Origin of the sequence: Comamonas serinivorans (genome assembly GCF_002158865.1) — a bacterium.
GTDB lineage: Bacteria > Pseudomonadota > Gammaproteobacteria > Burkholderiales > Burkholderiaceae_C > Comamonas_E > Comamonas_E serinivorans.
In genome coordinates, this window is record NZ_CP021455.1 from 1,611,507 (window position 1) to 1,624,654 (window position 13,148).

10 protein-coding genes are annotated in these 13,148 nt (G+C 69.2%); 8 read left to right on the top strand and 2 right to left on the bottom strand.

Translation table 11 applies throughout. From position 1 onward, the window contains the following. Window positions 1-90 precede the first annotated feature (90 nt). The 7 genes from CCO03_RS06870 to CCO03_RS06900 all read left to right on the top strand — a co-directional run bounded on the left by CCO03_RS06870 (window position 91) and on the right by CCO03_RS06900 (window position 9,638). Window positions 91-789: a hydrolase gene (locus tag CCO03_RS06870; protein ID WP_087278996.1), complete on the top strand. Its 699-nt coding sequence runs from the start codon at window positions 91-93 to the stop codon at window positions 787-789. Window positions 790-827: 38 nt separating this feature from the next. Further along, complete coding sequence (locus CCO03_RS06875) at window positions 828-1,094, top strand: XapX domain-containing protein (RefSeq protein WP_087278999.1); 267 nt, start codon at window positions 828-830, stop codon at window positions 1,092-1,094. A 124-nt stretch (window positions 1,095-1,218) separates the two neighbouring features. Further along, entirely contained in the window at window positions 1,219-3,114 is a 1,896-nt protein-coding gene (locus CCO03_RS06880) for an amidohydrolase (RefSeq protein WP_205690399.1), read from the top strand. A gap of 351 nt (window positions 3,115-3,465) precedes the next feature. Then, window positions 3,466-3,912, top strand: coding sequence for a DoxX family protein (locus CCO03_RS06885; RefSeq protein ID WP_087279005.1), 447 nt, complete (start codon window positions 3,466-3,468; stop codon window positions 3,910-3,912). Next, window positions 3,909-5,702: an MFS transporter gene (locus CCO03_RS06890; RefSeq protein WP_087279008.1), complete on the top strand. Its 1,794-nt coding sequence runs from the start codon at window positions 3,909-3,911 to the stop codon at window positions 5,700-5,702. The genes CCO03_RS06885 and CCO03_RS06890 overlap by 4 nt, the downstream gene beginning before the upstream one ends. A 301-nt stretch (window positions 5,703-6,003) precedes the next feature. Further along, window positions 6,004-7,314 carry a serine--tRNA ligase gene (serS, locus tag CCO03_RS06895; protein WP_087279011.1) on the top strand — a complete coding sequence of 437 codons (1,311 nt, stop codon included), beginning with the start codon at window positions 6,004-6,006 and terminating at the stop codon, window positions 7,312-7,314. 482 nt (window positions 7,315-7,796) lie between these two features. Beyond that, the gene (locus CCO03_RS06900) at window positions 7,797-9,638 is read left to right on the top strand and encodes an IPTL-CTERM sorting domain-containing protein (RefSeq protein WP_157667544.1); all 1,842 of its coding nucleotides are present in this window, start codon (window positions 7,797-7,799) and stop codon (window positions 9,636-9,638) included. 392 nt (window positions 9,639-10,030) lie between these two features. Here the strand turns inward: CCO03_RS06900 and CCO03_RS06905 are convergent, their stop codons facing one another. After that, the gene (locus CCO03_RS06905) at window positions 10,031-10,849 is read right to left on the bottom strand and encodes a PaaX family transcriptional regulator C-terminal domain-containing protein (protein ID WP_087279017.1); all 819 of its coding nucleotides are present in this window, start codon (window positions 10,847-10,849) and stop codon (window positions 10,031-10,033) included. Between the two features lie 147 nt (window positions 10,850-10,996). Here CCO03_RS06905 and CCO03_RS06910 point away from each other — a divergent pair, with 147 nt between their 5' ends. Next, entirely contained in the window at window positions 10,997-12,643 is a 1,647-nt protein-coding gene (locus tag CCO03_RS06910; RefSeq protein WP_087279020.1) for an isovaleryl-CoA dehydrogenase, read from the top strand. A gap of 77 nt (window positions 12,644-12,720) precedes the next feature. Here the strand turns inward: CCO03_RS06910 and CCO03_RS06915 are convergent, their stop codons facing one another. Continuing rightward, window positions 12,721-12,954, bottom strand: coding sequence for an AMP-binding protein (locus CCO03_RS06915; protein ID WP_087279023.1), 234 nt, complete (start codon window positions 12,952-12,954; stop codon window positions 12,721-12,723). Between the last annotated feature and the right edge of the window lie 194 nt (window positions 12,955-13,148).

Consider the following 13,148-nt stretch of genomic DNA (forward strand, 5'->3'; position numbering starts at 1 on the left):
CGGGCAAGGCCTGCCACCGGGGCCACCCATGCCTTCCGGGCCGACTGGCCCAGTCCATGAACCCTTTGTCTGTTTTTTTAGGAGCCTCCCATGCCTCAAGCGTCCTACCTCGAAGTCCTGACCCCCCAGAACAGCCAGATCATCTTCATCGACCAGCAGCCGCAGATGGCCTTCGGCGTGCAGTCCATCGACCGCCAGGTGCTCAAGAACAATGTCGTCGGCCTGGCCAAGGCGGCCAAGGCCTTCGACATTCCCGCCACCATCACCACGGTGGAGACGGGCAGCTTCTCCGGCCACACCTATCCCGAACTGCTGGCCGTGTTCCCCGAGCACAGGCTGCTGGAGCGCAGCTCCATGAATTCCTGGGACGACCAGAACGTGCGCGATGCGCTGGCCGCCAACGCCGCCCAGGGCCGCAAGAAGATCGTGGTCTCGGGCCTGTGGACCGAAGTCTGCAACACCACCTTCGCGCTCTCGTGCCTGCACGACACCGACTACGAGATCTACATGGTGGCCGACGCCTCGGGCGGCACGTCGCTGGACGCCCACAACTACGCCATGGACCGCATGGTGCAGGCCGGCGTGGTGCCCGTGACCTGGCAGCAGGTGCTGCTGGAGTGGCAGCGCGACTGGGCGCGCCGCGGCACCTACGACGCGGTGATGGACATCGTGCGCGAGCACTCCGGCGCCTACGGCATGGGCGTGGACTACGCCTACACCATGGTGCACAAGGCGCCCGAGCGCGTGCAGCACGGCGAGACCGTCGGCCCCAACCCCGCCCAGGCCTGACCTCCCGCGCCGCCAGCCCCCGCCACAGGAGTGACACCATGAAGCTCTACGCACTGTCCCTGGGTGCCGGCCTGCTGGTCGGCGTGGTCTACAGCCTGCTGCAGGTGCGCTCCCCCGCGCCGCCGCTGGTGGCCCTGGTGGGGCTGCTGGGCATCCTGGTGGGCGAGCAGGCCATTCCCGTGGGCAAGCAATTGCTGCGCGGCACGGCCTTCGGCGCCGCCTGCGAGCAGACCCGAGCCACCGAGCATGTGCTGGGGCAGCTGCCCGGCCGCCAGAACCCCGGCGCGGACCAGCGCCAGGGCTGACACCAGCCCCCATCTTCAAGGAAACTGCCCCATGAGCACGCGCAGAAAAGTCCTGGGCTCCGCCGCCACCCTCGCCGTGGGTGGCCTGCTGGGCTGCAGCATCCCCTCACGCCAAGGAGCCTCCATGACCGACCACACGCCCGACGCCGTCTTCCACAACGGCCGATTCACCACGCTGAACCGGGCCCAGCCCACGGCCACGGCCGTGGCCGTCAAGGACGGCCGGTTCATCGCCGTCGGCTCCGACACCGAGGTGCTGGCCCTGGCCGGCAGCGGCACGCGCCGGATCGACCTGCAGCGCCGCAGCGTGCTGCCCGGCCTGTTCGACAACCACACCCACGTGGTGCGCGGCGGCCTCAACTACAACATGGAGCTGCGCTGGGACGGTGTGCGCTCGCTGGCCGATGCGCTGGACATGCTCAAGCGCCAGGTCGCCATCACGCCCGCGCCGCAGTGGGTGCGCGTGGTCGGCGGCTTCACCGAACACCAGTTCGTGGAAAAGCGCCTGCCGACCCTGGCCGAGATCAACGCCATCGCGCCCGACACGCCGGTCTTCCTGCTGCACCTGTACGACCGCGCCTTGCTCAATGGCGCGGCCCTGCGGGCGGTGGGCTACACCCGCGACACCCAGGCCCCGCCCGGCGGCGAGATCGTGCGCGACGCAGCCGGCAACCCCACCGGCCTGCTGCTGGCCAAGCCCAACGCCACCATCCTGTATGCCACGCTGGCCAAGGGGCCCAAGCTGCCGCTGGACTACCAGATCAGCTCCACGCGCCACTTCATGCGCGAGCTCAACCGCCTGGGCGTGACCGGCGTCATCGACGCCGGCGGCGGCAACCAGAACTACCCCGAGGACTACGAGGTGATCCAGAAGCTGGCCGAGGCCAACCAGATCACCGTGCGCTTGGCCTACAACCTGTTCACGCAAAAGCCGCAGCAGGAGAAGGAGGACTTCCTCAAATGGACCTCGTCGGTCAAGTACAAGCAGGGCGACGACTACTTCCGCCACAACGGCGCCGGCGAAATGCTGGTGTACTCTGCGGCCGACTTTGAGGACTTCCGCGTCGAACGCCCCGACATGCCGCCCCAGATGGAGGGCGAACTCGAGGAGGTCGTGCGCGTGCTGGTGCAGAACCAGTGGCCCTGGCGCCTGCACGCCACCTACGACGAAACCATTTCGCGCGCGCTCGACGTGTTCGAGAAGGTCCACCGCGACACCCCGCTGACCGGCATCCACTGGTTCTTCGACCACGCCGAAACCATTTCGGACCGCTCCATCGACCGCATCGCCGCACTGGGCGGCGGCATTGCCGTGCAGCACCGCATGGCCTACCAGGGGGAGTACTTTCTGGAGCGCTATGGCGCCAAGGCCGCCGAGGCCACGCCCCCCATCAAGCGCATCCTGGACAAGGGCGTCAAGGTGTCGGCAGGCACCGATGCCACGCGCGTCGCCTCGTACAACCCCTGGGTGTCGCTGGCGTGGATGATCACCGGCAAGACCCTGGGCGGCACGCAGCTCTACCCGCAGCGCAACCTGCTCGACCGCGAGACGGCGCTGCGCATGTGGACGGAGAACGTCGCCTGGTTCAGCAACGAGGAGGGCCGGCGCGGCCGCATCGCGGTGGGGCAACTGGCCGACTTCATCGTGCCCAGCAAAGACTATTTCAGCGTGCCCGAGGACGAGATCTCCTTCCTGACCTCGCTGCTGACGGTGGTGGGCGGCCGCGTCGTCTACGGCGAAGGCGAGTTCGCCCCGCATGACGACAACCCCTTGCCGCCCGCCATGCCGGACTGGTCGCCGGTCCGCAGCTTCAAAGGCTACGCCGCCTGGGGTGACCCCGAGGGTGCGGGCCGGCATTCGCTGCACCCGGCGCGCTACCAGGCTGTCTCGTCCTGCGGCTGCGCCAGCGCCTGCGGTCTGCACGGCCATGACCATGCGAGCGCCTGGGGCTCGGCGGCCCCGGCGTCCGACCTGAAAGGCTTTTTCGGCGCCCTGGGCTGCTCCTGCTGGGCGGTCTGAGCGCCCGCCGGTCTCACTCAGCCTCGTCTTCGGGTGATTGGGGTATGCAGACAGGGTCGATGGATGAAAAACGACCAACGATGCATACCCCCTGATCGAAGCCATGACGATGGTCTGGGGAATGAACGGCGGCACCGGCGGCTTCGCTGGTGCGGCGGGTGGCCAGGCGCCGCACGGGCGGCGCGGCCTTGCCGGCTGCGGGTGACCCGCGTCCAGAGGTTGGCCCGGGTTCCCCAGCGAGCGCCGTTGCCCTGATTTTTTTCATGCACTGAGCAGTATGCAGGCCTCGCCGATGTATTCGAAGCGGCAGACAACCCATACTCCTTCTCCATTTTTGACGACTGGAATCCCATGTCCTTGCCTTTGACGACCTCACGCCCACGGGTCACCGCCGCAGCGCAACAGGTGTTCGGCAGCCGTGCGGTGCGCGGGCTGGCCTACCTGGGTCTGTGCGCGGCCTACCTGCAGGGTGGCCTGGTCAAGCTGACCGATTTCCCGGGCGCGGTGGCCGAGATGGCGCACTTCGGCCTGGCGCCGGCGCCCGTGTTCGCTGCGCTGGTCATCGCGCTGGAGCTGTGCGCGTCGGCCATGGTGCTCACCGGCCGCGGCCGTTGGCTGGGCGCCTTGGCACTGGCCGGCTTCACCGCGCTGGCCACGGCCCTGGCGCTGCAGTTCTGGACCTTGCCCGCGGGCCAGGCCCGCTTCATGGCCGCCAACTCGTTTTTTGAACACCTGGGCCTGATCGGCGGTTTCCTGCTCGTCGCCTGGCTCGACCTGAATGAACGGGGTGCCGCATGACCCATCCACACCACACGGCGCCTGGCGCCACGCCCACCGAGGGCGACCCCGCAGCGGGCCATGCCGCCGAGCCGTCCCCCTTGGGCAGCGGACCAGGGGAGCGCGGGGGCAATGGCCGCAGCGCCGGGCCGTCCCAAGCAAGGCCAGCCCCCTTGGGGGGCGCCCGGCGTAGGGGCAGCGGACCAGGCGAAGCCGGGGAGCGTGGGGGCAATGGCTTCACGCCTTTGCGCCAGACGCTGTTCCTCGTGCTCTGGGTGGCCACCATCGTCGGCAACACGGGCAGCTTTGTGCGCGACGTGGCCAGCGCCTGGCTGATGACCGACCTCTCGCCGTCGCCGGCCGCCGTGGCCCTGGTGCAGGCGGCGGCCACGCTGCCGGTGTTCCTGCTGGCGATTCCGGCCGGCGTGCTGGCCGACATCCTGGACCGGCGCAAATTCCTCATCGGCGTGCAGCTGCTGCTGGCCGGCACCAGCGCCAGCCTCATGTTGCTGTCGGCCGCCGGGCTGCAGTCGGTCACCTCGCTGGTGGCGCTGACCTTTCTGGGCGGCATTGGCGCCGCGCTCATGGGGCCGACCTGGCAAGCCATCGTGCCCGAGCTGGTGACCAAGCGCGACCTCAAGAGCGCCGTGGCGCTGAACTCGCTGGGCATCAACATCGCCCGCGCCATCGGGCCCGCGCTGGGCGGCGTGGTGCTGGCGCACCTGGGGGCGGCCGTCACCTATGGCGTGGACGTCATCAGCTACGCCTTCGTCATCGCCGCGCTGCTGTGGTGGCGCCGGCCCGATGCGGGGCAAGACGAGCTGGGCGAGCGCTTCGGCGGGGCCTTCCGGGCCGGCTTGCGGTACGCACGCGCCAGCCGCGAGCTGCACGTGGTGCTGTTGCGCGCCTTCCTGTTCTTTGCCATGGCCAGCTCGGTCTGGGCGCTGCTGCCGCTGGTGGCGCGCCAGCTGCTGGGCGGCGGCGCGGGCTTTTACGGCTTGCTGCTGGGGGCCGTTGGGGCGGGCGCGATTGCCGGCGCCATCGTCATGCCCAAGCTGCGGGACCGCGTGAGCGCCGACGGCCTGCTGCTGGGCGCGGCCTTGCTCACCGCGGGGGTGATGGCCTTCCTGGCCAGCGCGCCGCCGCAGTGGGCGGCGGTCGTGGCCCTGCTGGTGCTGGGCGCAGCCTGGATCACGGCGCTGACGACGATGAACGGCGTGGCCCAGGCCATCTTGCCCAACTGGGTGCGCGGTCGCTCGCTGGCCGTCTACCTCACGGTGTTCAACGGCGCCATGACGGCCGGCAGCCTGGGCTGGGGCGCGGTGGCGCAGGGGGTGGGCGTGCCCATCACCTTGCTGGCGGGGGCGGTCTGCCTGGTCCTGGTGGGCCTGGTGGCCCACCGGGTCAAGCTGCCGCGCGGCGAGGCCGAGCTCTCGCCGTCCAACCACTGGCCCGAGCCCTTGACCGCAGCCCCTGTGGAACACGATCGGGGTCCGGTCATGATCCTGATCGAGTACCGCGTCGCGGCGGCAGACCGCGCCGACTTCCTGCGTGCGCTCACCCGGCTGTCGCACGAGCGGCGCCGCGATGGGGCCTACGCTTGGGGGGTGACCGAAGATGCCGCCGACGCCAGCCTCATCCTCGAGTGGTTCCAGGTCGAGTCGTGGGCCGAGCACCTGCGCCAGCACCACCGCGTGTCCAAGGCCGATGCCGACCTGCAGGCCGAGGTGTTGCGCCACCTGCGGCCGGGCGAGCGGCCCGTGGTGCGGCACTTCCTGACCGTCGACCCGCCGCCCAAAGTGGGCAGGTGAAGTGACATGCAGTATCGGTCTATGGTCGATGTTTGATCATCGGGATCTGGCTGATACTGCTTCAGGGTGTGGGGTAGGTCATTCAAGCCAGGAAGACGGCGGGGCCATGCCGCGTCGGCCCGCCCGTGTGGGCGCGGTGCACGCTGCGGCCGCCTGAGCCGGGGCCTTCAAACCCGTTCCCAAGGGCAGCCCAAGGCCGTCGCCGGGGCCGCACTGGGCCGTCGCCGGGGGCTGTGCTACGCCGTCGCCGGGGGCTGTGCTACGCCGTCGCTGGCGTGGGGCGGCCCCTACAATCTTGCCCATGCTCGACACCCAACTGCTCCGCAAAGACCTGGATGCCGTGGTCGCCAAACTCGCCACGCGCAAAGACCCGCAACCCTACCTGGACGTGGACGCCTTCCGTGCGCTCGAAGCCGAACGCAAGTCCATCCAGACGCGCACCGAGGCGCTGCAAAGCCAGCGCAACACCGCCTCCAAGCAGATCGGCCAGCGCAAGGCCAAGGGTGAATCGGCCGATGACCTGATGGCCGAAGTGGCCTCGATCAAGGACGAGCTGGAGCGCTCGGCGACCCGCCTCGACGGCCTGCAGCAACAGCTCGAAGCCCTGCTGCTGGGCGTGCCCAACCTGCCGCAGGACGGCGTGCCGGTGGGCGCGGACGAAACGGGCAACGTCGAGGTGCGCCGCTGGGCCCCGCACGGCCTGGAGCCGCGCCCGTTCGACTTTCCCGTGAAGGACCACGTGGACCTGGGCGCGCCACTGGGGCTGGACTTCGAGACCGGCGCCAAGCTGGCCGGCACGCGCTTTTCGTTCATGAAGGGGCCGGTGGCACGCCTGCACCGCGCGCTGGCGCAGTTCATGCTCGACCTGCAGACCACCGAGCACGGCTACACCGAGTGCTACACGCCCTACATCGTCAACGCCGAATCGCTGCGCGGCACCGGCCAGCTGCCCAAGTTCGAGGAAGACATGTTCGCGGCCAAGAAGGGCGGGCAAGAGGGGGAGGATGGGCACTTCTACCTCATATCCACCGCTGAGATCACGCTGACCAATTCGGTGCGTGACCAAGTGCTGGCCGAATCGGACCTGCCCATCAAGCTGACCGCTCACTCGCCGTGCTTTCGCTCGGAAGCGGGGTCGGCCGGGCGCGACACGCGCGGGCTGATCCGCCAGCACCAGTTCGACAAGGTCGAGATGGTGCAGATCACCCACCCCGAGCAGAGCAACGCGGCGCTCGAGGCCATGGTGGGCCATGCCGAGGCGGTGTTGCAGAAGCTGGGCCTGCCGTACCGCGTGCTGCTGCTGTGCACAGGCGACATGGGCTTTGGCTCGGCCAAGACCTACGACCTGGAGGTGTGGGTGCCGGCCCAGGGCGCGTACCGCGAGATCAGCTCGGTCAGCAATTGCGAAGCCTTTCAGGCGCGCCGCATGCAGACCCGCTTCAAGAACGCGCAGGGCAAGAACGAGTTGGTGCACACGCTCAACGGCTCGGGCCTGGCCGTGGGCCGCACACTGGTCGCCGTGCTCGAAAACCACCAGAACGCCGACGGCAGCATCAACGTGCCGCCGGCCCTGCGGCCCTACCTGGGCGGGCTGGACGTGCTGCGCGCTTGAGGCGGAAATTTGAGGCGTATTCATGCCTGCCGATGATTTTTTCATCGGTAGCGCTGGATACTCCTTGTTGACTGTCCTGGTGCGGGCGCTGTTTCAGACCTGGCACCTGGCACCTGGCACCTGGCACCTGGCACCGGCGCCGCTCGTGTCGACGCCCCCTTGATCGGGCCGCACGCGTGGACGCGCGTGTTGAGCGGCCCATCCCCATCCTCGGCGGCCCATCGCGGATCCGGCCTCATCGCACCGCGGCGGGTCGGTTCAGCGCCTGAGCAACCGCCTTGGCAATCAAGCCGGCCAAGCGGCTGTGCCCGCAGCCGCGCACGTCCATGGCACCGACATGGTGCTGCGTTTCGGTACTTTTTAACGGTTTGAAGTTCGGGTTTACACGGGTGTAAGCGTGATTCCTTTTGTGTGACTGCTTTGTGAAGAGAATCCGCAACTTTGTCAGCTAGGGGCCCAAGTGCCTCGATGGGAAAGTTTGCGTGAAAGTCAAGGGATTCGTGAAGTCGGTAGGAGCCGGCGCGGTGTTGCTGGCGGCGCTGGGTGGGCAGGCCAGCGAGTTGAAGTTGTACCTGTCGCAGCCGGCGTTCAACGCGGCACTCAATGCGGCCGTGCCCGATGGCGCTTTGCCCTGGCCGGCCAGCTACGGTGAAAGCTACGTCATCGAGACGTTCAACGGCGAAGCCCTTGGCACCAAAACCTCAGGCACCTGGGCCGTGGGCCGCTACGCGGTGGCCGCCGGCGGCAACACCAACGTGTCGGGCCCCAGCCAGTGGGGCGGCGCCGGCACCGGAACCCGGCTGTACGCCGGGGGCTCGCCCTTCCTGAATGCCGGCAACACGGGCACGCCCGCTGGCGTCACCATCACCCTGGACGAGGGCGCGCGCTACGTCGGCTTCTGGTGGTCGGCTGGGTCCGATGGCAACCACGTCGAGCTGCTCGATGAGCACGACAACGTGCTGGTCTCCATGAACACCAGCGACCTCATGAACTTCCTGGGCAGCGCGGCCACGTTCAGGACGCTGGATGGTGCGACCTACAACCGCGGGCAGTACAACAACAACCCGTTCACGAGCGGCGGCGGGGGCCAGCCGTTTGCCTACCTGAACTTCGTGCTGAACGACAGCACCGGCACGGGCAGCGTCACGATCCGCAAGCTCCGGTTCTGGGGCACCGGCTTTGAGCTGGACAACGTCGCCGTGCGCAGCCCGGCGCTGACCGGCACCCTGCCGCCGAGCTGGATCGACACGGGCATCACCAAGGCCATCGTCGACCCGCCCGTGACCGAGGACGACACCGGCACCACCCGCGTTGACCAGCCGGTCACGCTGAACCTGGTCGGCAACGACCCCTACGTGCCGCCGGGCAGCACCGTCACGGTGCCGCCCCGCAGCGACCAGGGCGGCACCGTCACCGCGGGCGCCAACCCCGGGGAATGGCGCTACACGCCGCCCCCCGGTTTCACCGGCACCGACACCTTCAGCTACGAGGTGTGCCTGGCGGCGCCCAACCAAACCACGTGTGCCACCTCGACCGTGACCGTGACCGTGGTGGCGCCCGATGTGCGCGTGGACCTGACGGGCCTGCCCCCCGCGGCCACCGTGGGCCAGCCCTACACGGGCAGCTTCAGCTGCACGAACCAGGGCACGGCCGATGCGCTGGCCGCCACCACCTGCAAGGTGGACAACCTGCCCCAGGGCGTGACGCCGGGCGCCTGCGCCATCAGCCCCGGCAACGTGGCCTGGGTGGCCGGTGATCCGATTCCGGTCGGCGAAACCGTGACCTGCGCCGTGAGCGGCACGCCGGACAACCAGAAGGGCACCGTCACCGTGCAGGGCAGCACCAGCGCCACCGGCGACACCGTGCCCGGCAACAACACCGCCACGCAGGACATCACCGTGTCCGGCGTGCCCGATGTGGTGGTCGACATGTCCGGCCTGCCCAACGGCACGGTCGGCCAGCCCTACGAGGGCCAGTTCACCTGCACCAACCGCGGCACGGCCGATGCGCCGGCCACCACCTGTGACGCCAGCCTGGCGCCGTGGATGACGCAGGGCGCTTGCACCATCAGCCCCGCGGGCGCGGCCTGGACCTCGCCGGCCACCATCCCGGAAGGCGCGACCGTGACCTGCCCGGTCACCGGTACGCCGAAGGAAACCGGCGAATGGCCGGTCACGGGCACCGGTGGCGGCAGCACGGGCAAGGTGGACGTGAGCGTTCGCGCCCTCAAGCCCGTGCCCACGCTGACGCACTGGGGCCAGCTGCTGATGGCCGGCGCGCTGGCCGCGCTGGGCCTGGCCCTGCGCCGCCGCCGCTCGGTGTGATCGGCGCCCTGGCCTTTTTCTGAAAAAGGGCCATTAGTATCGGGGCATTGGCGTTTTAAATTGAACGGCAGTGACTGGATACTGGATGTATTCAAGGATGGTTGTGCTGGACGAGGGACTCGCGGTTGCAGGGGTGCCGCTCGGCGCGCAGCAGCTTGAGCGCCACGCGTTGCCTGAGCCCTCATCGCACGGCCACCGGCCATCTCGGGTCCTCCTCAGGGCCCGTTTTGCTTTCAGCGGCCTGTGCGTCCGTGACGCGGGCGCAGCCGATTGAGACTTGGAAGACCTGACGGCCTGACAGGTGCCAGGCCTGTTGCGGGCGCAGGCGCGCAGGCGTGACGGGGGGCTGCGGCGGCAAGCGCGAGCAGCCGCCGGTGCTGCCCAGGCCGGGGTCAGGCCAGAAAGCGGCGCCAGATGCGCTTGCCCGCGTCGTCGTAGGCCTTGACCGTGTCCAGAAAGGCGGCGCGGGCCGGCGCCGGCACCAGCGGCTCGGGCAGCAGCGGGTCGAAGACGAGCTGACGGATGGCGGCATCGCCCGTCAGCCAGGCCTCGCGTGCCGCGGCCTCGAGCGGCAGCTGGGGCAGCCGGGTCAGCGAGGCCTGCAGGTGGGCCTGCGTCTGGTCGTAGGCCGCGGCCAGCGCCTGCAGCGGCCACAGGCCGCGGGCCGCCTTGTCCAGCGGCGTGTCCAGCTCGCGCACCTGGAACACGGGCGCGCCGCGGTCCAGGCCCAGGTCCCGCAGGCGTTTGCGCAGGCGCATGACGCCGCCGTCGAGGTTGTCGGGCCGCACGCACAGGCCGGCCGTCAGCTCGCGCAGCCCCAGCAGGGCGAGCGCGCGCTGGTTGGCGCGCTGCACCTTGCGGTCGGGCGACGCCAGGGCCAGCACCGCCACCCAGCCACCATCCCACGGCACCAGCTGCTGCTCCAGGTCGCGCCACGCCGCCACCTCGCGTCCCATCGCCCGGCCTTGCGGGCCCAGGCGGTAGGCGCCACGGCCAGCGGTCTCGACCAGGCCGCTGGCCAGCAGGCGATTCAGGGCCACGCGCACGGCGTTGTCCGCGACGTCGAACAAGGCGCAGGCGCGGATCGCGGTGGCCGCATCCAGGGGCTGGTTTTTGCGCGACACGAGCAGCTTGAGCAGCAACTCGCGCGCGCTCGGGGCATCACTGCGGGTCACGGTGTCGGGCAGGGCGCGGGGCGATGGGCGGGGCATGGTGCCAATGCTAACGGGGCCTCCCGCGCAGGCTTTGGCGTGGGTAGGGCTTGTGATTTCATTACATTGAGAGAATAATTTGTGCGTTATGTGTAATGTTTGAGGCGCTGCAACCGCGCCCGCCCGCCTTGCCCAGGAGACCGTCACATGTCTGTCAAAGCCCAGTTCCTCACCCATGCCGTCACGAATCAGCCGCAGCCGCTGCCGGACTACAACGCCTGGACCAGCGACACCGTGCTGCAGGCGTGCGTGGCCCGCGAAGGCGGCGGCTGGGCCGACGATCACCTGACGCGGCATGGCGAGTTCGCGGGCGGCGAGATGATGGCGCTGGGCCAGGCGGCCAACCGGCACAAGCCCATCCTGCACCCCTTCGACCGCCACGGCCGACGCATCGACGAGGTGGAGTTCCACCCCGCCTACCATGAGCTGATGCGGCGCCTGATGGCGAACCAGGTGCACAACTTCAGCTGGGTGCACCAGGGCCAGCCCGGCGCCGCCGTGGTGCGCACCGCGCTGGGCTACCTGAGTGCGCAGGCCGATGCCGGCACCGGCTGCCCGCTGAGCATGACCTTCTCCGCCGTCCCCGCGCTGCGGCACGACCCGGCGCTGTTCCAGGCCTGGGCGCCGCGCCTGATGTCGTCGACCTACGACCCCCGCACGTTGCCGGCCGACCAAAAGCAGGGGTGCACCATGGGCATGGGCATGACCGAGAAGCAAGGCGGGTCGGACGTGCGCGCCAACACCACGCGGGCGATTCGCCAGTCCGATGGCAGCTACGAGGTCGTGGGCCACAAGTTCTTCTTCTCGGCCCCCATGTGCGATGCGCACCTGGTGCTGGCCCAGACCGAGGGCGGCATGACGACGCTGCTGATGCCGCGCGTGTTGCCCGATGGCTCGCTCAACGCGGTGCGCATCCAGCGGCTCAAGGACAAGCTGGGCGACTGGAGCAATGCCTCGTCCGAGGTCGAGTTCCAGGGCGCGACCGCCCACATCGTGGGCGAGGAGGGGCGGGGCATCGCCTACATCCTGGACATGGTCATGTACACCCGCCTGGGCTGCATCGCGGGTTCGGCCAGCGGCATGCGCCAGGCCCTGGTGCAGGCACTGCACCACACGCGCCAGCGCAGCGTGTTCGGCAAGACGCTTATCGAGCAGCCGCTGATGCGCAACGTGCTGGCCGACCTGGCGCTGGAGAGCGAGGCGGCCACGGCCCTGGCCATGCGCGCCGCCCGGGCGGTGGACGCATCCGAGCGCGATCCGATGGAGGCGGCCTTTGCGCGCATCGTCACCCCGGTGGGCAAATACTACGTCTGCAAGCGCGCGCCGGCTTTCGTCAACGAGGCCCAGGAATGCCTGGGCGGCATCGGCTACGTCGAGGAGAACATCCTGCCGCGCCTGTACCGCCAGGCGCCACTCAACTCGATCTGGGAAGGCAGCGGCAACGTGCAGTGCCTGGACGTGCTGCGCGCGCTGCGCCGTGAGCCCGAAACGCGCGAAGCCTTTTTCGCCGAGCTGCTGAAGGCCCGCGGCCTGCATGCTGCCCTGGACCGCGAAATCGAGGCGTTGAATGCCACGCTGGAGGACGTGCAGGCGCTGGAGTTGCGCAGCCGGTACGTGGTGGAGCGCATGGCGCTGGCCGTGCAGGCGGCCATCCTGCTCACCAGCGGTCAGGACGCGATTGCCCAGGCTTTCTGCGAATCGCGCCTGAATGGCGCCCATGGCCTGACCTTTGGCACCCTGCCCGCGGGCGCGCCGTTCGACACCTTGATGGCCCGGGCCATGCCAGCCTTCTGAAGAGCGGTATGGTCAGTCTGTCGATGAAAAATAAACGAGGGTGAGGCGATACCCATCATCGATGGCCCACCATCGGTTCAGGTCACCCCAGGCGAGCGCCGCCACCCACCCATCCGCAGCAGGCAGTCGGCGATGCGCTCGGTGGGCACGTCGCTGTCGAAAGGCAGCCACGCGGCGCCGACTTTGGCGATGGCCAGTTGCAGAGTCAGCAGGTCGAGGCCGTGGGGCAGCCACAGCCTCACCTTGTCGCCGGCCTGCACGCTGGCCTGCAGCAGGTCGGGGCGATCCGGCCCGTGGAGGATGGGGAGCATGGGGGCGCGCTGTCGTGGCAACAGGGGCAGACATTAGCACCGATTGCCCCCGCTTTGAGCCTGTGAGGCGGTGTGACGCCAGGGGCAAGCGGCAGCGCGTTGCAGGGGACTGCGTCAACCCAAAAAGAAGGAGTATGGAGGTGATTGCGATCTGGAAAGATCGACGGCAGGATGATACTGCCGATGGCGGTGTG